Origin of the sequence: Niallia sp. FSL W8-0954 (assembly GCF_038005605.1) — a bacterium.
Taxonomy (GTDB): Bacteria; Bacillota; Bacilli; order Bacillales; family Cytobacillaceae; genus Niallia; species Niallia circulans_A.
Genome location: NZ_JBBOTN010000001.1, coordinates 3,405,104 through 3,425,020, shown reverse-complemented (window position 1 = coordinate 3,425,020; position 19,917 = coordinate 3,405,104). Strand labels below are relative to the sequence as shown.

General features: G+C 35.6%; 21 protein-coding genes and 1 other annotated feature. Of the genes, 20 read left to right on the top strand and 1 reads right to left on the bottom strand.

The annotated features are described in order from the left end of the window. Window positions 1-14 precede the first annotated feature (14 nt). The 14 genes from mreC to pheA all read left to right on the top strand — a co-directional run bounded on the left by mreC (window position 15) and on the right by pheA (window position 12,216). Window positions 15-890, top strand: a complete 876-nt coding sequence (mreC, locus tag NX902_RS17015; protein WP_341160864.1) for a rod shape-determining protein MreC — start codon at window positions 15-17, stop codon at window positions 888-890. Further along, on the top strand, window positions 887-1,402 hold the full coding sequence (mreD, locus tag NX902_RS17010; RefSeq protein WP_095331591.1) for a rod shape-determining protein MreD: 516 nt from the start codon (window positions 887-889) through the stop codon (window positions 1,400-1,402). Before mreC ends, mreD begins: the two co-directional genes overlap by 4 nt. A 598-nt stretch (window positions 1,403-2,000) precedes the next feature. Further along, entirely contained in the window at window positions 2,001-2,678 is a 678-nt protein-coding gene (gene minC / locus NX902_RS17005) for a septum site-determining protein MinC (RefSeq protein WP_095331593.1), read from the top strand. A gap of 1 nt (window position 2,679) precedes the next feature. Then, window positions 2,680-3,483, top strand: a complete 804-nt coding sequence (gene minD / locus NX902_RS17000; protein WP_095331595.1) for a septum site-determining protein MinD — start codon at window positions 2,680-2,682, stop codon at window positions 3,481-3,483. 260 nt (window positions 3,484-3,743) lie between these two features. Next, a complete protein-coding gene (locus NX902_RS16995; RefSeq protein WP_095331597.1) occupies window positions 3,744-4,514 on the top strand; it encodes a M23 family metallopeptidase in 771 nt (256 codons plus the stop codon). Next, window positions 4,507-5,373, top strand: a complete 867-nt coding sequence (locus NX902_RS16990; protein ID WP_095331599.1) for a M50 family metallopeptidase — start codon at window positions 4,507-4,509, stop codon at window positions 5,371-5,373. The genes NX902_RS16995 and NX902_RS16990 overlap by 8 nt, the downstream gene beginning before the upstream one ends. Before the next feature lie 146 nt (window positions 5,374-5,519). Next, window positions 5,520-6,956, top strand: coding sequence for an Rne/Rng family ribonuclease (locus NX902_RS16985; RefSeq protein ID WP_249928302.1), 1,437 nt, complete (start codon window positions 5,520-5,522; stop codon window positions 6,954-6,956). An 81-nt stretch (window positions 6,957-7,037) separates the two neighbouring features. Next, window positions 7,038-7,117 (top strand) — a sequence feature (ribosomal protein L21 leader region). 15 nt (window positions 7,118-7,132) lie between these two features. Beyond that, window positions 7,133-7,441 carry a 50S ribosomal protein L21 gene (rplU, locus tag NX902_RS16980; RefSeq protein ID WP_016201698.1) on the top strand — a complete coding sequence of 103 codons (309 nt, stop codon included), beginning with the start codon at window positions 7,133-7,135 and terminating at the stop codon, window positions 7,439-7,441. Window positions 7,442-7,453: 12 nt separating this feature from the next. Continuing rightward, entirely contained in the window at window positions 7,454-7,786 is a 333-nt protein-coding gene (locus tag NX902_RS16975; RefSeq protein ID WP_123258042.1) for a ribosomal-processing cysteine protease Prp, read from the top strand. A gap of 17 nt (window positions 7,787-7,803) precedes the next feature. Further along, entirely contained in the window at window positions 7,804-8,094 is a 291-nt protein-coding gene (rpmA, locus tag NX902_RS16970) for a 50S ribosomal protein L27 (protein ID WP_016201696.1), read from the top strand. A gap of 491 nt (window positions 8,095-8,585) precedes the next feature. Then, window positions 8,586-9,134 carry a Spo0B C-terminal domain-containing protein gene (locus NX902_RS16965; protein WP_095331603.1) on the top strand — a complete coding sequence of 183 codons (549 nt, stop codon included), beginning with the start codon at window positions 8,586-8,588 and terminating at the stop codon, window positions 9,132-9,134. Window positions 9,135-9,326: 192 nt separating this feature from the next. Beyond that, entirely contained in the window at window positions 9,327-10,616 is a 1,290-nt protein-coding gene (gene obgE / locus NX902_RS16960; RefSeq protein WP_047943608.1) for a GTPase ObgE, read from the top strand. Between the two features lie 174 nt (window positions 10,617-10,790). Further along, entirely contained in the window at window positions 10,791-11,246 is a 456-nt protein-coding gene (locus NX902_RS16955; RefSeq protein ID WP_047943609.1) for an ACT domain-containing protein, read from the top strand. A gap of 118 nt (window positions 11,247-11,364) precedes the next feature. Further along, the gene (pheA, locus tag NX902_RS16950; RefSeq protein ID WP_095331605.1) at window positions 11,365-12,216 is read left to right on the top strand and encodes a prephenate dehydratase; all 852 of its coding nucleotides are present in this window, start codon (window positions 11,365-11,367) and stop codon (window positions 12,214-12,216) included. 75 nt (window positions 12,217-12,291) lie between these two features. Here pheA and NX902_RS16945 read toward each other — a convergent pair whose 3' ends face one another. Next, window positions 12,292-12,834, bottom strand: coding sequence for a transcription repressor NadR (locus tag NX902_RS16945; protein WP_047943611.1), 543 nt, complete (start codon window positions 12,832-12,834; stop codon window positions 12,292-12,294). A 386-nt stretch (window positions 12,835-13,220) separates the two neighbouring features. On the opposite strand from NX902_RS16945, the gene safA reads away from it, so the two are divergent. The 6 genes from safA to ruvA all read left to right on the top strand — a co-directional run bounded on the left by safA (window position 13,221) and on the right by ruvA (window position 19,896). Next, window positions 13,221-15,350, top strand: coding sequence for a SafA/ExsA family spore coat assembly protein (safA, locus tag NX902_RS16940; RefSeq protein WP_341160863.1), 2,130 nt, complete (start codon window positions 13,221-13,223; stop codon window positions 15,348-15,350). Next, a complete protein-coding gene (locus tag NX902_RS16935) occupies window positions 15,340-16,320 on the top strand; it encodes a phosphotransferase (protein WP_164463669.1) in 981 nt (326 codons plus the stop codon). The genes safA and NX902_RS16935 overlap by 11 nt, the downstream gene beginning before the upstream one ends. 109 nt (window positions 16,321-16,429) lie before the next feature. Beyond that, entirely contained in the window at window positions 16,430-17,107 is a 678-nt protein-coding gene (locus tag NX902_RS16930; protein WP_095331621.1) for a YhcN/YlaJ family sporulation lipoprotein, read from the top strand. A 286-nt stretch (window positions 17,108-17,393) separates the two neighbouring features. Further along, window positions 17,394-18,314 carry an NAD-dependent epimerase/dehydratase family protein gene (locus NX902_RS16925; protein ID WP_163185479.1) on the top strand — a complete coding sequence of 307 codons (921 nt, stop codon included), beginning with the start codon at window positions 17,394-17,396 and terminating at the stop codon, window positions 18,312-18,314. A gap of 234 nt (window positions 18,315-18,548) precedes the next feature. After that, on the top strand, window positions 18,549-19,079 hold the full coding sequence (locus NX902_RS16920; protein ID WP_095331625.1) for an intercompartmental signaling factor BofC: 531 nt from the start codon (window positions 18,549-18,551) through the stop codon (window positions 19,077-19,079). 205 nt (window positions 19,080-19,284) lie between these two features. After that, window positions 19,285-19,896 carry a Holliday junction branch migration protein RuvA gene (ruvA, locus tag NX902_RS16915; protein ID WP_123258041.1) on the top strand — a complete coding sequence of 204 codons (612 nt, stop codon included), beginning with the start codon at window positions 19,285-19,287 and terminating at the stop codon, window positions 19,894-19,896. The last annotated feature ends 21 nt before the right edge of the window (window positions 19,897-19,917 follow it).

Genomic DNA, 19,917 nt, shown 5'->3' with positions numbered 1-19,917 from the left:
TGCCACAGTTTTTTATGAATAAACGCTTGATTATATTGCTTGTTAGCATCATTATTCTCGTGGCATTAATAGGGTTTTCATTGAGTAATCGAAACAAATTAACCTGGCCGGAACAATTCGTAAAGGATACTACCGGCTGGGTTCAAACCCTTGTATCTAGACCTGCCCATTATGTGGTGGGTTTTGTTGATAATGTCCAATCCTTGCAAGATACATATAAAGAGAATAAAGAATTAAAGGCAAAGCTAGAGGAAAATGCTCAGCTTAAATATCAGGTTCAAGGTCTCAAAAAAGATGTACAGGCATTACAGGAAACATTGGAAGAAAAAGAGTCATTAAGTGACTACACACTTATGAAAGCAACGGTAATTCGGAGAAATCCTTCTCAATGGACAGAACTAGTTACCATTAATCGGGGAGATAATGACGGCGTAGAGAAAAATATGGCGGTTATAACTTCTGCTGGGTTAATAGGAAAAATAAAGTCAGTAGCACCTAATACTGCGACTGTGCAGCTGCTTAGTTCTGAAGATCCAGCTAATCGAATTTCTGCTTTTATTCAGTCAAAAGATGATGGTAAAAAGAAGAAAGAAAAATCCGAAGTTTTTGGGATTATTGCTGATTATGATAAAGAAACAAAGCAATTAATTATGACTTGGGAAGAAGTTCCTAATGGGTTGAAAGTGAAAAAAGGTCAGCTTGTTACAACCTCAGGTATGGGTGGAGTCTTTCCGAAGGGATTAGCTATTGGTACAGTAGATAAAGTAGAGCCAGATGAAAATGGACTGCAGAAGAAAGTATACATTAAGCCGGCAGCGGACTTCTATGATATTGAGCATGTAATGGTGGTAGACAGGGCAGCGTTATCTCCTAAAGAGGAAGAACAATGAGAAAAGTTTTAATTGGCTGTTTAATTTCCTTTATGTTTATTTTGGAGAGTGTATTTCTTGAGTTGCTCCCTACAGATCCTTTTGGGAAAAACTGGATTTTTGTCCCGTACTTTTTGCTCATTACTATCCTTTTCTTTTCTGTTTATGGAAATAGAAATGTTGGTGTCATATATGGCTTTGTTTTTGGACTACTTTTTGATATTGTTTATACAGAAATTTTAGGTATCTACTTTTTTACTTTTCCTTTTATCATTTATATTTTTAATAAATTGATGAAAATTTTTCATAGTAATATTGTTGTTGTATCTGTGATGAATTTACTCGCTGTTTCGGCACTGGAAATGATTGTGTATCAAATGATAAAAGTGATAAATTTGACAACGATTGATTTTGCGAGTTTCCTACATTTACGACTTCTACCGTCTTTAGGATTAAATCTTATTTTTATCATCATTGTCGCTTATCCTTATAAACGATTATTTGAGAAGTATGCAGCAGAGTTAAAAGAATGATATAGTTAGAATGCATGATAATAAATTTCAGGTTGGACATTAAGTTGTCAACAATCTGAAATTTATTTGATTAGTGACTATTTGTCTTTTGTTCTTTTTGAGAAGAAATATATTTAGCTCGAAAAGGAATTTTAAAAGCGTTTGTCGAATGATATAAAAAGGAATTAGAAATAAAGGTCTAAAGTCCTTACTCTTATATCATAGTGTTGGTGAAAGACACTTATTTAAAAAGTGAACGGAGAAGTAAAACATTATTTTTGCATGTGGAAACAGCATTTATGCAAAGCAGTAAATGCTTTAAGTTAAAGTGCCAACCATCTATCAAATTAAATTGTTGGATCGATTAGGAGACTTGTATCATCTAATAGACAGCATGATACTTGTTTAGAATCGATAGCTCTTCTTTATTTGATAAGGATGTTTGCGCTTTTTTATGCAAAGTGAGATTTATAAGTATAACGATATCCGAGCATTTGCGTCTTATATCTAAGGAACGATAGACTATTAGTATGGTGGATGAAATAGATGTATTATGTCTTTATGTCCAAGCAGGATAAAGAGACGCTTACGCTTTTCTTACAGAGGTGAACAACTTGAAATGAAAAAAAGGCAACTAGTAACAATTAAAGGAACAAAAAATGGGCTGGGTTTGCATCTATATGATAATTGTTCTTACGAGGATCTACTAAAGGAATTACAGTATAAATTGAATGAGAGCTCCAGTCTACATAATGAAAATCGAGACATAAAAGTGACAGTAGAGCTTGGAAATAGATATGTAACAGATGAACAAAAAGAAACCATTATTCATCTCATTCAGGAAAAACAAAATTTAACTGTTCAAGCGATTAATAGTAATTTAGTGACAAAGAAAGAAGCGGAGAACTGGCTAAAACAAAATGAATTGAAATCGATAACCAGTATTGTGCGCTCTGGTCAAGTTTTAGAGGTCCCCGGTGATTTATTATTAATAGGTGATGTGAATCCAGGTGGAAAAGTAATCGCCGGCGGCAACATCTATATTATGGGACAGTTAAAAGGAATAGCTCATGCTGGATATAATGGGAAGGATGACGCGGTCATTGCTGCGTCCGTTATGAAACCGACACAAATTCGAATTAGTCGTTTTATTGAGAGAGAGCTTGGAAATACCTCATCTGAAAAAACAAGAGAAATGGAATGTGCATATGTGAATGACAGTGTCATTAAGATTGATAGATTACAAGTATTACCACATTTAAGACCTAATTTGCTGAAATTGGAAGGAGGATATTAAGATGGGAGAGGCAATTGTTATAACATCAGGAAAAGGTGGAGTTGGAAAAACGACCACTTCTGCAAACATCGGAACAGCACTTGCGTTACAAGGAAAAAAAGTTTGTTTAATAGATACAGATATTGGCTTGCGAAATCTTGATGTCGTGATGGGATTAGAAAATCGTATCATTTATGATTTAGTAGATGTGGTGGAGGAAAGATGTAAAATTCATCAAGCGCTTGTGAAAGATAAACGATTTGATGATCTATTATATTTATTACCTGCTGCGCAAACGAGTGATAAAACGGCTGTACGACCAAATCAAATGAGAGAATTGGTTCTTCGCTTAAAGCAAGATTATGATTATATCATCATTGATTGTCCTGCAGGAATTGAACAGGGATATCAAAATGCAGTGGCTGGAGCGGATAAAGCCATTGTTGTTACGACTCCTGAAATATCTTCTGTTAGAGATGCAGATAGAGTAATTGGGTTATTGGAAAAAGAAGAGCAGATGGAACCTCCTATGCTTGTTATCAATAGAATTAGAAATCATATGGTGAAAAATGGCGATATGTTAGATATTGATGAAGTAACTAGCCATCTATCCATTGATTTATTGGGAATTGTAGCAGATGATGATGCGGTTATAAGAGCTTCTAACAACGGGGAGCCGATTGCTTTAAACCCCAATAGTAAATCTGCGATTGCTTACCGAAATATTGCAAGAAGAATTTTAGGCGAAACGGTTCCTTTGCAGCAGTTAGAAGAAGAATCAAAAGGCGTGTTTGCAAAAATTAAGACATTCTTTGGTGCTAGATAAATACAACGATTGTAAATTTATATACTTGTATAAATAAGTCGGTTGCGAAACTGTTTTAAAATATGAACGAAACTTCTATCTGCTGATAGGAGATAATCGTAATAGCTGGCCCTGTAAAGAGTAAATTGATTCATGCGTAATCAATTTATTTCTTTACAGTTTTTTTATATCTCTACCATTCTTTTATTAGTGGCATAACTTATAGCTCCCTAACATAAATATAGGGTAAAGAGGACAAGTATGTTAGGGGAGAGGAGTATATGGGGTCAAGAAATGATGAGGTTAGAAAAAAAATCGAGAGAAGAAGAAAAGAACGGGCGAGAATAGAAAAAAATATTGATAACCGAGTGCTTTGGTCTGATGAAGAGGACAACTTCGATTATACGTTTTCATCAAAAGAGGAAAATTACCCTCCTAAAATTCACCCTTTATTTCGAAAAGATTTATTTATGTTGAAAATTTTAGGAGCAGCTATTCTTTTTCTTGCTGTTGCCATCATAGTAGACCATCCATCCACAAAAATAGCAAAAGTCGAAAATGCGATTAGACAAGCAATGTCGACAGAATTTAATTTTATGGTTGTTACAGATTGGTATGAAGAGAAATTCGGTAAACCATTAGCTTTTTTACCGGAACAAAAAGGAAAAGAACAAGATACAGAACAATTGCAACAATATGCTTTATCTGCTTCTGGTAAGGTATTAGAAGAATTTCAGAAAAACGGGCAAAGAATTGCGATAGAAACCGGAGTAGATACAACGGTACAATCCTTTAATGAAGGACAAATTACCTTTATTGGCGAGAAAGAAGGCTTTGGAAAAACTGTCGTTATTAAGCATAGTGATCAGAGTGAATCATGGTATGGCAACTTAGAAGAAGTGGATGTAAAGTTATATGAAAATATTAAAAAAGGAACAAAAGTTGGAAACGCTTCAAGATATGAAGGAGATGAAACATTAGGTTTATTCTTTTTTGCGATTAAGCAAAATGATGATTTTATCGATCCTTTACAGGTGATTGAAATTGAATAGGTTTCTTAGCGTTTTTAAGTACCTTCATATTCATCCACTATTATGGGTTGTCATTGCTATCGGGGTAATGACTGCCCATTTTTATGAATTATGCTTATTGTTTATGATTATTTTTATTCATGAATTAGGTCATGCGTTTGCTGCCGCATTTTTTTCGTGGAGAATAAAGAAAATATCTTTATTACCATTTGGCGGAGTGGCGGAAATGGATGAACACGGAAATCGTCCTTTGCGAGAAGAGGCAATCGTTATAATATCTGGACCTATACAGCATATTTGGCTGGTTGGATTAGGGTTTCTTTTATGGCAGTGGGGGATTTTCACAGAATCCTTGTATCATACCTTTATTCAATATAATTTCATGATCCTTTTCTTTAATTTGCTACCAATTTGGCCATTGGACGGTGGCAAATTGATGTTTCTTTTATTTTCCTTGAAAAATTCCTTTCCCAAATCTCATAAATATACGCTTTATTTTTCCATTGTTGGAACCTTAATCTTTCTGTTAATGGTTCTTATTATGATGCCGAAGAATGTAAATGCATGGATTATTATTAGTTTTTTAGTTTTTTCTATTTATTTTGAATGGAAACAAAGAAGGTTTCTGTTTATGCGATTTTTACTGGAACGATATTATGGGAAATCGACTGAATTAAGAAAGTTACTTCCTCTAGAAGTCCAAGAAGACGATTCCTTATTGGATGTGTTAGAGCGATTTCATCGAGGATGCAAACATCCGATTATTGTAAGGTCCAAGCGGAAAGAAAACACGATTTTGGATGAGAATGAGCTATTACATGTTTATTTTAAAGAAAAGAACGTAACGGCAAAAATAAAAGAAATACTATGCGTCTTATAAGATATACATAGTTAAAACGGTGATTACTGATGAGATCTCTTTAGTTAGAGTTTACTTGAAATTTGTCCAATAAATAGGTCCTTAAGTTTACTAAAACATTTCATCTAAGCTACAATAAAAGGATAACCAGAAAAAGAGGATGTATGATGTTGAATCAAGTAATCATTAATATAAAAACAAGAGAAAATAGATTTGCTTATCTAAAAGATGGGAAAGTAGAAAAAATATATGTCCAGCAGCCGCAATATAAAACAACTGTTGGAAATATTTATTTAGGACAAGTGACAAAGGTGATCCCAGGAATGAACGCTGCATTTGTAGAAATTGGGGAAGGCAAAGGAGCCTATTTGCCGAGAGAGAAAATGGCTTCATTTGTGCGGAGTGATGGAACTTTAGAGGAGAAAAAAAAGAAAAGTGTCTCATCTTATATAAAACAAGGAGAACGAGTATTAGTTCAAGTAATAAAAGATGCTGCTGGGCCAAAAGGTGCTAAAATAACGGGGATAATTGAGATTAACGGAGAGCATTTAGTGTATATGCCTTATGGGCGATATGTAGCGGTATCCAAAAAAATTCATTCTCATACTGCGCAAAAAGAGTTAAGAAGCATAGGGAGTCGTATAAAAACAGACAAAGAAGGCTTAATCTTTCGCACATCTGCAGCTAATTGTTCGGAAGAAACAGTAAAGGAAGAGCTCGAAGCATTACGGCAGGAATATAAGAGATTGGAACAAAAAGCTAGCCAAAAGAAAATAATGCTTGTCTATGAAAATGATGAATTTACTAAACAGTTGAATGTTCTCTTTAAACAAATGAAAGAGGGAGAAGTCATTGTGGATAGTCTTGAAGAGCAGAAAAAATGGCAAGCGATGTACCCCCATTTAACTGTTTCGTTTCATCAAGGAAATGAAAATTTATTTTCTTATTACCATGTCGAAAGGGAAATAGATAAAGCTTTGAAAAGAGTTGTTTGGCTAACAAATGGCAGCTATTTGATAGTCGATCAGGCTGAGGCGGCGACTATTATTGACGTAAATACAGGTAAATATGAAGGGAAACATCAGTTAGAGCAAACGGTCTTTCAAACAAATATACTTGCTGCAAAGGAAGCTGCAAGGCAAATTAAATTAAGAGACCTTTCTGGCATTATATTAATTGATTTTATTGATATGAAGAGCGAGGAAGAAAAGAAAGTGCTGGATATCCTGGAGAAGGAATTGCAATCAGATAATAGACAATCGAAAGTAATTGGATTTACTACACTAGGAATATTGCAGCTCACCCGAAAGAAAACGATGAAATCCTTATCCGAAACACTGCAAAGTAAGTGTGTGATTTGCGAAGGCACAGGCTTAGTGAATAGCGCAAGTAGTATGGCCTTTCAATTAGAAAGAGAGTTATGGGAATATCGCCATATGGATATCGAACTTGTGGAAGTTATCGTATCACAAGATGTCCATACTCTATTTACGGGAGTAGGAAATAAACATAAAAAACGATTAGAGGAAGTATTAGGCTTTATGATTAAAATGGAAATAGCTGAATTTCCAAAGCCGGATTATTTTATTCGAATGGTTAAATGATTCACCATAAAGCTAATAATAGATAATATGATTGACAGTATCTTTTAAACATGTTAGTATTTTAATGTTGTTTGTAGCACCCGTGCTCTACAACCGCACATAGCAGGTAATTAAGCTTTTGCTTCGCAAAACGCCTGTCATTGGCGAGTCTTAGTCTATTAAGGAGGTGCAGTTTAATGTACGCAATTATTGAAACAGGCGGAAAACAAATCAAAGTTGAAGAAGGTCAAGCTATCTACATCGAGAAATTAAACGGTGAAGCTGGTGACACTGTTACTTTTGATAAAGTTCTTTTCGTTGGCGGAGAAAATGTAAAAGTAGGAAGTCCAGTTGTTGAAGGAGCTACTGTTACAGCTAAAGTTGAAAAACAAGGCCGTCAAAAGAAAATCATCGTTTTCAAATATAAAGCGAAGAAAAATTATCATAAAAAGCAAGGTCATCGTCAACCTTACACTAAAGTCGTTATCGAAAAGATCAACGCATAAGGTTGAATTTGTATGATCGAAATTACGATTAACAAATCGAATGATGGTCTCATTCATTCCTTTACGATAAGTGGTCATGCTCTTTTTGCGAATAGTGGGGATGATATCGTGTGTGCAGGAGTATCAGCTGTTTCTTTTGGAAGCATTAATGCCGTTATTTCTCTTACTGGTATTACACCCATTATAAAGCAAGGAAAGGATGGAGGTTTTATTTCTTGTACGATTCCTGGAAATATTCCGGCAGAGACAAGAGATAAAATTCAACTTCTATTAGAGGGAATGATTGTTTCTTTAGAAACAATTGAACGAGACTATGGAAAATACGTAACTATCACTTATAATTAAATAGGAGGTGGAACGAAATGTTAAGATTAGATCTTCAGTTTTTTGCATCTAAAAAAGGGGTAGGTTCTACTAAAAACGGACGTGACTCCATTTCTAAACGTTTAGGAGCTAAACGTGCAGATGGTCAATTAGTAACTGGTGGAAGCATTCTTTACCGTCAACGCGGTACAAAAATCTATCCAGGAGTAAACGTTGGTCGTGGTGGCGATGATACACTATTCGCAAAAGTTGACGGAATCGTTAAATTTGAGCGTCTTGGTCGTGATCGCAAACAAGTTAGCGTATACCCAGTAGCACAAGAAGCATAAGATAATGATCAGATAGGCTGGCTCGTATAGGGTCAGCCTATCTGTTTGTTAAGGGATAGATTTTTTTGATTAAGAATATATGTTGTGATCAGATAGGTGAAGGATGATTTCAACACTTAGACAAAAAGCAGGAGGGGCTTTTTGTCTAAGTGTTGAAAAATAGAGAGAAATCAATTGCTTTTTTGTATGCAATCAAGAAGGTTGCCTCTTATGTATATAGTTTGTTGTTACCACAGTCTTCATATACTTCGCTTTCAACATTTCTTTATCGAATCAACCCAAAATAACTTGGTGCATAAATTGGATAGAACTTTTAGAAAACGGGTATTTTTTAATTCATATTTCCAGTAGCGAAAACCTAAAGTTCAAGTGGATATAATTGAATGGCTAACATGATGGAGTTATCGTTTTTGTTCATAGATGGTTCATTTTTTGTTATACTTACTTCAAGCAGTCTTCTGAGACTTAATAACCTTTGTAGGAGTACAAGAATGAATAAAGACTGGAATACGATAGAGTTTTTAAGACATGTTCGTCATGATTGGCTAAATAAAATTCAATTGATAAAAGGGAATTTGGATTTAAATAAACCGGATCGAGTGAAAGAAATTATTAATGATATTATTACAGAGACAAAACAAGAAGCTAAGTTATCAAATCTAGATATTCCACAATTTGCTACAAAATTATTAATCGCAAACTGGGAAAATTATTATTTTCGATTGGAATATGAAGTGTTGGCCGAAGAAAAATGTCAAGGGACAGAAGATGAAATACTTGCCAAATGGACAACCTTATTTTTCCAGACGTTAAATCAATATAGCAAACCCTTTGCAGATAATCATTTATACATCTCCATTCATTCCATGGTAGAAGGATTTCGTTTGTATGTTGATTTTAACGGAGAGCTGTTAGATAGTGAATCTATGTTTCAATTTCTTCATCAACCTTTTTCTCATTTGAAATTGGAAAATATTGAAATGAGAAAAGAAGAACTCCTATTTGAAGTTTGGATGGATAGAGAGCAAACAGGTAAATAATAAGAAGGACTTGTTTGCAATAGCATAAAAGAAAATTGTGATTTTTAGAAAAAATAGCTGCAAATGTTTGTAGGAATAAAATAATTAGTCCTTCTAGTGAGGAGAGCAACCCTCCTTTCATAAGGATTAGTCCTTGTTCACTATTAGACAAGTAAGCTGCTTATGTTTTTCTTAATAGGAGGAAATAAATTTATGTTTGTGGATCAGGTTAAGATTTATGTGAAGGGCGGAGATGGCGGAAATGGTATGGTAGCCTTTCGCCGAGAAAAGTTTGTTCCAAAAGGTGGCCCAGCTGGTGGCGATGGTGGAAAAGGTGCAGATGTAATATTCCAAGTAGAAGAAGGTCTGCGTACTTTAATGGATTTCCGATATCAACGTCATTTCAAAGCACCTCGCGGAGAGCATGGAATGTCAAAAAATCAGCATGGTCGCAATGCCAAAGATATGATTGTCAAGGTTCCGCCTGGTACAATCGTTGCAGATGCGAATACAAAAGAAGTTATTGCGGATTTAACTGAACATGGCCAACAAGCAGTAATTGCACGTGGCGGTCGTGGAGGAAGAGGAAATTCTCGTTTTGCAAGTCCATCTAACCCTGCCCCAGAATTATCGGAAAATGGGGAACCAGGTCAGGAAAGAGATGTTACTCTGGAGTTAAAGGTATTAGCAGATGTTGGTTTAGTTGGATTCCCGAGTGTTGGTAAATCTACATTGCTGTCTGTTGTATCTGCTGCCAAACCAAAAATAGCTGACTATCATTTTACAACAATCGCTCCTAATTTAGGAATGGTGGAAACAGAAGATAATAGAAGTTTTGTTATGGCGGATTTGCCGGGGTTAATTGAAGGAGCTCATTCGGGTATCGGATTAGGTCATCAGTTTCTTCGTCACATTGAACGTACAAGAGTTATTGTCCATGTGATTGATATGGCTGCTATTGAAGGCAGAGACCCATATGAGGACTATGTTACGATTAATAACGAGCTTCAGGAATACAATATGCGCTTATTAGAAAGACCACAAATTATTGTTGCTAATAAAATGGACATGCCAGATGCAGAAGAAAACCTTAAAGTATTTAAAGAAAAATTAGAGGAAGACTATCCAATTTTTCCAGTGTCCGCTTTAACTAGATCAGGTCTGCGTGAACTTCTTTTTGCAATTGCGGATAAATTAGAGAATACTCCTGAGTTCCCATTAGAGGAAGTAGAAGAGGAAGCAGGTATTCACCGCGTTGTTTATAAACATGAAGTAGATGAGCGTCAATTCTATATTACAAGAGATCCTGATGGTAGCTTTGTTCTTTCAGGTGAAGGTATTGAAAAGCTATTTAAGATGACAGATTTCTCTCGTGATGAGTCTGTTCGCAGATTCTCTCGTCAAATGCGCGGCATGGGCATCGATGAAGCATTACGTCAGCGTGGCGCTAAAGATGGAGATACTGTAAAGTTAATGGAATATGAATTTGAATTCATTGACTAAGAAAACATGGTTTAAAAAAGATGAAAGATCTTCCCTCTCGTAAAAATAAATAATACGAGAGGGCAGTTTCTCATACGGAATAGAATGACTAAATCGAAATGTCTAGTTCTTATAAACCAGAGTTATTTCTATCATACATATTAAGTATCCGTTATACCTTATAGGGGTGAGCAGATGAAACAAAGTAAAATAGATCATAAATTTTTTATTGTAAGAGAAGATGTACTGTCAGAGGCAATGCGCAAAACCCTAGATGCTAAAGAGCTCTTAGAAAGAGGAAAAGCAGAATCTGTCCATGAGGCAGTAAAAAAGGTAGACCTAAGCCGAAGTGCGTTTTATAAATATCGTGATACAATCTTTCCTTTCCACACAATAGTGAAAGAAAGATTGATTACGTTATTCTTTTATATTGAAGACCGATCGGGTACCTTGTCTAAATTGCTAAGTGTTGTTGCTTCTGCTGGATGCAATGTACTGACAATCCATCAAACGATTCCGCTGCAAGGAAGAGCCAATGTAACACTGTCGTTAAATACCGCAGAAATGGAAATATCCATTGATATGTTGTTAGAGCGATTGCGTATGCTTGAATTTGTGGAGAAAGTGGACGTTTTGAGTACGGGCGCATAAAAAGTCATTTATTTATAAGGAGACCCTGTTGTTTATTAGGAAGATGACTTTTTCAGTCAATCTTCTTTTTATAAAGATTAAATTCAGAATAAATAATTTTTTTTTGGAGGAGAAAGAAGTGAAAGTAGGCTACTTAGGTCCAAAAGCAACATTTACAAATATGGCGGTAAATCAGCAATTTCCTGGGGTGGAATCCATTCCTTTTCTAACCATTCCCAATTGCCTCGATGCTGTGATGGAAGATAAAGTGGATGTTGCTTTAGTTCCGGTTGAGAACACATTAGAAGGATCGGTCAACATTACATTAGATTATTTAATACATGAAGTATTTTTACCTATTCATGGGGAAGTGACGGTTCCGATAAAACAACATATAATGGTTCATCCATTCCGGGAAGACACATGGAGAGAAATTGAAGTAGTCTATAGTCATTCCCATGCAATTGCTCAATGCCATAAGTTTCTACATACAGAATTAAACGGGATAGCTTGTGAGTATATGACGTCAACAGCAGCAGCAGCACAGTTTGTTAAAGAAAATCCGCATATCAACGGGGCTGCTATTGGCAATTTGCTAACAGCTGAAGAATATGGTCTGAAGATTGTAAAACATAATATTCATGATTCAATGAATAATCATACTCGTTTTCTCATTTTATCGAAAAATCCTGTACATTATTCAGCAACAACAAGTCAACTGGTTGGTCATAAAACAAGTCTTATGGTCACTTTGCCTGCCGATCGTTCTGGTGCTCTCCATCAAGTATTGTCTGCCTTTGCATGGAGAAAACTAAACTTAGTGAAAATTGAATCAAGGCCAACAAAAACTGGATTAGGGAATTATTTCTTTCTTATTGACTTAGATAGAAAAATGGATGATGTATTAATACCAGGTGCTATTGCAGAATTAGAGGCAATAGGCTGTGAAGTAAAGATACTGGGGAGTTATCCTTATTACATGACGGAATAGATAGAACCACTATACGAAGAATGACAAAAAATCACTAATGACGATTAAAGTCTTAGTGATTTTTTGTCATTTACGTTAAGCTTCTTCTTCCATTAAAAAATCTGCTTTTCGTAAAGCTTCTTCTGCCTCTAGTAATGTATCAAGGGATGGTGCGGTAATGGTATGCAGATGAATACCTGCCGTTAATTCAGATAAATAAGCAGCATTTGTATGCTTAATTTTCTTCATAAATTGTTTCACTTCTTTTCGATTAGAGACGAGGATGGAAGCCGTCAAATCGCCGTATACTGGATGTTCAATTGTGACATCCTTAACAGTTACTCCATTATCAACAAGGATATTTAACTCTTCCTCCGTTTTTTCTGGTGGATGATTACACGCAATAATTCTTTCGTAGAGCATCGGTTTTGATTCTTGTAAATATAAATAGCCTTGACTAGTTGCCAAAATTGGTTCATTTTTCGCCTTTAGCAGTGTAATATCTCCAACAATTATTTGTCTACTAACATTTGTCAATTTTGAAAGTTCACTGCCGGTATAAGGTCGATTTTTCTCTTTTAGTAAAGTAAGAATATAAGCCCTTCTTTCTTCACCAAGCATTTTTTTTGATTCAGTCATCCAATCTCTCCTTTTGTTGCAGTTACTCTGATTAGAAAGCTTCCTTTTCTTTATCTGCTTTTTCTGTTATCTCCGGTAAAGGTAACAACACAAATTTATTTGGCATTTACTTTAAAAATAGTGGCAGTTAGCCTGTTTCACTTGAAAGGGAGAACTCAGTATTTATTTTTCTTTCTTTCTTTCTATTTTACCAAAAGAATATCTAAATGAATAAACCAATTTATTTTTATAAATTAATGGCGAAAAGAAGGACAAAGATCTGGGCAATCTTTGTACGACCAGAACACATATTTTGAAAAAAAACGCATAGATTTTTGAATAGAATGATAACCATTTTGCAGTGTGAACATAGACTATATGGACATATGCATAGGAGGGAATCTATAGTGAAGATCCATATTGTTCAGAAAGGGGATACTCTTTGGGAAATTGCCAAAAAATATGGGGTGAATTTCGAAGAGTTAAAGTCGTTAAATTCCCAATTGACTAATACTGATATGATTATGCCTGGCATGAAAATTAAAGTCCCTACTTTAGGAGGGAGTATAAAGAAAGAAGCTCCTCAAATGGGATCAAAAAAAGAAATGCCGATTACGATGGAACCAATTGTGAAAGAAGCACCGAAAAAAGAAATGCCAGTAAAAGAAACACCAAAAAAAGAAGCGCCAAAAAAGGAAATGCCCAAAAAAGAGATACCAAAAGAGAAACCATTTACACCAAAAATGCCTGCTCCAATCATTCCCGAAATTGATATAACGAATTATTATTCCATGAATATGACTAATGTTGATGTGGATATTGATGTGGAAATGAAAGAAAAACCGGCACCGGTAAAACCGACACCAGTAAAACCGGCACCAGTAAAACCAGCACCAGTAAAACCAGCACCAGTAAAACCGGCACCAGCCAAACCAGCACCAGTAAAACCAATGCCAGCCAAACCAGCACCAACAAAGCCTGAACCAACACAACTTGCACCTGTTTTGCCAAATCAAGAACCAGTTCAAAAAGATGTATGTCCACCCATTGTCCCTTATCAGCCTTATTGTTATGAAGTATCGCCAATGATGCCAGGTAGCGGTTTTCCTCCAGGGGTTTGCCCTCCTGAAGGAGTTCCGGTTGAACAAGTTGCATCCCAAGTTTATCCAACATTTCCTGGAGTAGAATTTACAGAAAAACACCATTGGGAAGAGTCTTCCTCGTCCTATTCTGCTTTTATAAATCAGGCGCCTTCCCATGTTAATCAGATACCACAGGAAAATAGTCAAAAACCATGGGCTCAGTTTAGTCAGATGCCTATAGAGAATGAACCTACTTCCCATGTAGCTGGTGCAGCTCAAAAACCAAATGTTGCGCATAAACCAAATGCACCTACGCACACAGCGGTTCATCCGACTATTACTCTTCCTGTTAAAGAGGATTGTGGTTGTGGTCCATCATTCCCTACAGCAAGCAATTTTCAAGTAGATGGAATGATGCAAGGAGCCACTTCTGGAAAAGGAGGAATGCCACAAGGATTCGACCCACAAATGGGAGGACATCCAATGGGTGGAGGATTCGACCCAGGAATGGGAGGAATGCCACAAGGATTCGACCCACAAATGGGAGGACATCCAATGGGTGGAGGATTCGACCCAGGAATGGGAGGAATGCCACAAGGATTTGGCCCAGAAATGGGAGGACATCTAATGGGTGGAGGATTTAATCCAGGAATAGGAGGAATGCCACAAGGATTCGACCCACAAATGGGAGGACATCCAATGGGTGGAGGATTCGACCCAGGAATGGGAGGAATGCCACAAGGATTTGGCCCAGAAATGGGAGGACATCCAATGAGTGGAGGATTTAATCCAGGAATGGGAGGAATGCCACAAGGGTTTGGTCCAGAAATGGGAGGACATCCAATGGGTGGAGGATTTAATCCAGGAATGGGAGGAATGCCACAAGGATTTGGTCCAGAAATGGGAGGACATCCAATGGGTGGAGGATTTAATCCAGGAATGGGAGGAATGCCACAAGGATTTGGTCCAGAAATGGGAGGAATGCCGCAAGGGTTTGGCCCAGAAATGGGAGGACACCCAATGGGTGGAGGATTTAATCCAGGAATGGATATGAGAGGAGTGCCAAAAGGATTTGGCTTAGAATTAGGAGGCTATCCGATGGCGGGAGGATTCACTTCAGGAATGGAAATGGGAGGACATCCGATAGGATATCAACCATCTATAAATCAATCTCCGTATCCTCAAGATGCTGTTGGAAATACGCCAATCTCATATACAACGGAAAATTATGGTGCAGATCAAGAAGCGCCATCATATGAAGGTAGTAGTATGGCGCAGCCAGTTTCTACAGACGTGACATCACCTGTATATGGACCGGGAGGGAATGCTCCAGTATTCACACCGCCTTATAATCCTACTATTGGGCAGCCGCCATTTATGAATCCATATGGCATGAATCAAGGTACTCCATTTGGAATGCCAAGATACCAAGAGGATGAAAGCAGTGATCTATGATTTTTATCATAGAGGGGACGATACTTTTTTTTATCGTCTCCTTTCTTTATTAGAAAAAAAAATACCAATCCAAATTATCGAATTAAACAGGATTAGAAATGATGTATATCTAATAAAAACGAAGCAATATTGGATAATTTTAAAAGGGTACAATAGTTATCAAAAACTCAAGGTTCAAGTTGCTTTTACAAGAGCACTTAAACAAGAAGGTTTTACACAGACATATCAATTTTATGATTTCGATGATGAGCCAATCATTATCGATAATAAAGTGTATGGGCTGATTGAATATCTTCCCCCTCATAGAGATACTTTTTCCTATCATAGTAAGCGGAATAGAAGGGAAGCACTTCAATTATTGGAACATTATTATTCGGTTACAGAGCGACTGGTAGAAATATATAAGTATATCTTGCCAACTTTTCATTTAATAAAGAAATTTGAACAAAGGCTAGAAGAATTTCGAGGGAATTTACTAATTATTGAGCAATATATAAAAAAAGACATAGCGGAGGAAATAATGGAATGGGCTGATTATTCATTTGGTTTAATAAAAAAACAAATGGACTACTTGGACACAACCCCAAACGTAATCATACATGGGGATGTTGCTCATCATAATTTCTTACGAGTTAAGAATAATGAATTATACTTAATTGATTTTGATTTAATAAGTATTGGTCCACGAATTGCTGACTATTTACAATTTGCTAATCGCATTCTCCCTGATATAGGATGGTCTTTACAAGATTTACAAAAAATGCAAGTATATGCCGATCTTTTTAAAGATAAATGGTTTTTAACAGCTTTAATATATCCGACAGATATTTTGAGGGAATGGAATAGAATAATCAGAAATAAAGATGTAAATAATGACTTCTTGTTAGATCAAGTACAATTACTAACAACTAATCAATATAAAAGGAGGAAGAAGTTTTATCAAAAACTTCAACAACTCGTAGGAACATAAGACATGAAAAAGACTGGCTAGACTTTACAGTATGTTTCTTTCCAAACAGTAGAAGATAAAAGAGAGCAAGGATATTGCTCGAGATTTACATGAAGGGGAGAATTCTACTATGCGTAAAGTTAAACTAGTTGCTCCAGTTCTGTTGACACTGTCTTTTGGATTGACAGGTTGTGGTGTAAATGAGGATGAGACTGCTGATCGAAATCGCCTTAATAATACTAGGCCGATTGGATACTATTCAAATGAACAGCATGAAGGAAACAATGGCGTCGGCAATACAGATAACGATGGACCAATTACAGAAATGATGGACCATACTTTTGGGGATGAAGGCAATAGAAATGGATCGAATGTTCGAAATGTAAACAATAGAAACGGAACAAACGTTAGAAATATAAATAATCGCAACAATGATCATGATAACGTAAATACAAATGATCGGGATGAAAGAGTATCCTATGACACGGAATTAGCTGAAAAAATATCCGATCGGGTTACTAAAATGGATAATGTTAAAAATGCACGGACGCTTGTTTATAGAGAGAACGTTTTAGTTGCATTGGAAGTTGAAAACACAAAGAATATAGCCAAAACAAAAGCGCAGGTAAAAGACAAACTAAATGATTTACTAAATGGAAGAGATATTTCAGTCGTCACAGATAGAGGAGTATTTAACAGTATAGAAGATATAAATCGTTCGATTCGAAATGGTCAGCCGCGACAAACGATTAACAATAATATTGAAAATATTTTTCAGGATTTAAATCCTGCAAGAGATAACAGATAAAATAAAAACTAACTTTGAGTGGAATAAACCACTTGGAGTTAGTTTTTATACATTTGTTCTTTATAAGGAACATATTAAAAAAAGTAGACAAGATTCACCCAAATTATAAAAGAAGAAAAGAATGAATACTAACAGAAAAAAGAAAGAAGGAAAAGAAGGTGTTCTATATAATGAATTAGTTGTTGTAATTATAAAAGAAAAGATGTATACTTTATAATGAAAAAAAACATTCGTTATAAAGAACTATCAGAGAATTAGTTAAAAGCCGAAAATGGCGGAGGGATATATGGTGAGAGTGCTAATCGTAGGTGGACAAGAGAATAAAATTAGATATGCTCTAATGCAAGAACTTTCAAACAAGCAAATTTATCATATAGTAGCTGATCAAGCAAATGATAATAGTATCCTTACCTCTCTAGTTCAGCATCAAGTACACACTTTCTTAAACACGATGGAATTAGCAGGTTTAATGGCAAAGTATCAAATCGATTGTGTAATTGACTTATCGAATGAGCCAATTATATCAAACAAAATGAAAGACTCCTTTGAACAGTCAGAGAAGAATATTGGCCGTACGATTGAAGTACTGGAAGCATGTGTGGAAGCTAAAGTAGAAAAAATTATCTTTCCATCTACCATAGCAGTTTATGGGGACTTGGAAGGAGTGATCACAGAGGATATGACTTTACAACCAGTACTATTTGAAGGATTATCGAAGAAGATAGTGGAAAAATACATACAAAATTATCATACATTATATGGTCTTTCTTATACGATTTTAAGATTTCCTATTCTTTATGGAGAATATTCCTTCCATAATCAGAATGACAATATAGTGGAAACAACAATCAAAAATGTGCTAGAAAATCGCCCGTCTAATTGTTTTAAAGATGGAGAACATAAGAAGCATTTCCTATATATTAGTGATGCTGTTAGAGCCTTTGTTTCTAGTTTAAATAAAGGCGGGAATGAAATTTTTAATATTTGTCCAATGGAAAAATACTCGATGAAAGAAGTTGTCTCTATTATTCAGTCGTCGATAAAAGAGGATTCTCTCCCTCACAAGGGTTTGAAAGAAGGAGAGAAAAGTAGAATTTCAATAAAGAAGGCACAAGTCCATCTAGGATGGCAGGCACAAGTGCCGTTTTTAAAGGGGATTCGTTTAGCGATAGATAATATAAAAATAGGCACCAAAAAAGAAAAATGAACTATTGAATAGGATTCTTCAATAGGAAAAGAATATGCAAACTGGAGTGAGGTACTACAATACGTTATGAGAGAATCCTCCGGAATAAGATTGCTATAAATTAGGAATGAAATTATTTTTTATGGTGAGAATAATAGAGAGTAAGGTTGTTTTAAAACCAAGCTTTAGATTGACAGTACCCTATTTCCTTGGAAATAAAGCTACTGTTGTGAGTAATGTGAAGAGGTGGTTATAATGAAAACCAGATTCCTTTTATTTTCAACTGTTCTTCTTGTCAGTATTCTTACTGTCTTTTTATCTAATGGACAAGTATATGGAAAGACTGGAAGCGGTGTCTCTCAAAATGAGAATCCTAAAAAGTTGGAAGTCGTATTGCAAAGGATTTATTTAGACGGAGAAATGAGTGAAGAAACAATAGAAGAGACAGTATGGTCGATGGAAGATTTCTGGTCAAAGTATGATAAATGGCAGCTGGTAGATATGACAAGCAGGGAGCTTGTTTTTAAACAAGAAGTTGATGATATATCACCATTGTTGAAAACAAATGGTTATTTTGGTATTAATGAAGAAGGGATATTAACCATTTATAATGGAAAACCTGCTGAAGAGAACATTATTCAGTCCTTTTTCCAGATTGATCTGAAGAAACTGGAATCGAAACAACATGAAGATTTACAAAAAGGGATTCCGATTAAATCAAGAGATCGCTATGTTAAAGTACTAGAAACCTTTAAAAACTTAACAACAATTGAAACTACTAATTAAGGAATTGGCAGTGAACAGAGGAAGCACAATGAAATGTGTCGAATCTGCTCACTTTTTTTGTTTTTTTGTAAGAATATTATGAAAAACATCTATAATAGCAGTTCTACAAAATAGTATGATAAAATAAGGGCTAGGATTTATCCCACACTCAAGGGGCACGGAGCCCTATTTATGGAAGTTTTCTTTATAAGGGAGAGAAATTAATTTGTACGAATATATAAAAGGGAATGTAGAATTTGTTGGACCAGAATACATCGTAGTGGAGAATAATGAGATTGGTTATCAGATTAAAACACCTAATCCATTTTCGTTTTCTGCTTTTTCAGGTAGTAAGATTACTGTATATACATACCATTATGTTAGAGAAGATAATATTAGCTTATACGGTTTTCGTTCGCAAGATGAAAAAGCTTTATTTACAAAGCTCCTTAACGTTTCAGGAATTGGTCCTAAGGGAGCATTGGCTATACTTGCATCTGGAGAACCGAGCCAAGTAATATCCGCCATTGAAGCGGAAGATGAAGTATTCCTTGTGAAGTTCCCTGGTGTTGGCAAGAAAACAGCAAGACAAATGATTTTGGATTTGAAAGGAAAATTAGCAGAGTTTATGCCAGATTTCTCTCCGGATCTATTTACAGTAGATAAGCATGTAGCGAAAGCAGAAAGTGATTCAGCAATGGATGAAGCGATGCTTGCTTTAACTGCACTTGGATATTCGGAGAAAGAAGTCAAAAAAATTATCCCACATTTAAAGAAGGAACAGTTAACAACAGATGGTTATATCAAACTGGCATTAAAGCTTCTTTTAAAAAGATAAGTGTGGTTCAACGAATTAATT

Excerpts from the sequence above, each read along its gene's own strand:
- NX902_RS16955 (WP_047943609.1), top strand. The coding sequence starts at position 10,791 with ATGAAACAAAGTAAAATAGATCATAAATTTTTTATTGTAAGAGAAGAT.
- minD (WP_095331595.1), top strand. The coding sequence starts at position 2,680 with ATGGGAGAGGCAATTGTTATAACATCAGGAAAAGGTGGAGTTGGAAAA.
- NX902_RS16930 (WP_095331621.1), top strand. The coding sequence starts at position 16,430 with ATGCGTAAAGTTAAACTAGTTGCTCCAGTTCTGTTGACACTGTCTTTT.
- mreC (WP_341160864.1), top strand. The coding sequence starts at position 15 with ATGAATAAACGCTTGATTATATTGCTTGTTAGCATCATTATTCTCGTG.
- minC (WP_095331593.1), top strand. The coding sequence starts at position 2,001 with ATGAAAAAAAGGCAACTAGTAACAATTAAAGGAACAAAAAATGGGCTG.
- mreD (WP_095331591.1), top strand. The coding sequence starts at position 887 with ATGAGAAAAGTTTTAATTGGCTGTTTAATTTCCTTTATGTTTATTTTG.
- NX902_RS16920 (WP_095331625.1), top strand. The coding sequence starts at position 18,549 with ATGAAAACCAGATTCCTTTTATTTTCAACTGTTCTTCTTGTCAGTATT.
- NX902_RS16975 (WP_123258042.1), top strand. The coding sequence starts at position 7,454 with ATGATCGAAATTACGATTAACAAATCGAATGATGGTCTCATTCATTCC.
- NX902_RS16945 (WP_047943611.1), bottom strand. The coding sequence starts at position 12,834 with ATGACTGAATCAAAAAAAATGCTTGGTGAAGAAAGAAGGGCTTATATT.
- NX902_RS16995 (WP_095331597.1), top strand. The coding sequence starts at position 3,744 with ATGGGGTCAAGAAATGATGAGGTTAGAAAAAAAATCGAGAGAAGAAGA.
- NX902_RS16925 (WP_163185479.1), top strand. The coding sequence starts at position 17,394 with ATGGTGAGAGTGCTAATCGTAGGTGGACAAGAGAATAAAATTAGATAT.
- NX902_RS16965 (WP_095331603.1), top strand. The coding sequence starts at position 8,586 with ATGAATAAAGACTGGAATACGATAGAGTTTTTAAGACATGTTCGTCAT.
- obgE (WP_047943608.1), top strand. The coding sequence starts at position 9,327 with ATGTTTGTGGATCAGGTTAAGATTTATGTGAAGGGCGGAGATGGCGGA.
- NX902_RS16985 (WP_249928302.1), top strand. The coding sequence starts at position 5,520 with ATGTTGAATCAAGTAATCATTAATATAAAAACAAGAGAAAATAGATTT.
- rplU (WP_016201698.1), top strand. The coding sequence starts at position 7,133 with ATGTACGCAATTATTGAAACAGGCGGAAAACAAATCAAAGTTGAAGAA.
- rpmA (WP_016201696.1), top strand. The coding sequence starts at position 7,804 with ATGTTAAGATTAGATCTTCAGTTTTTTGCATCTAAAAAAGGGGTAGGT.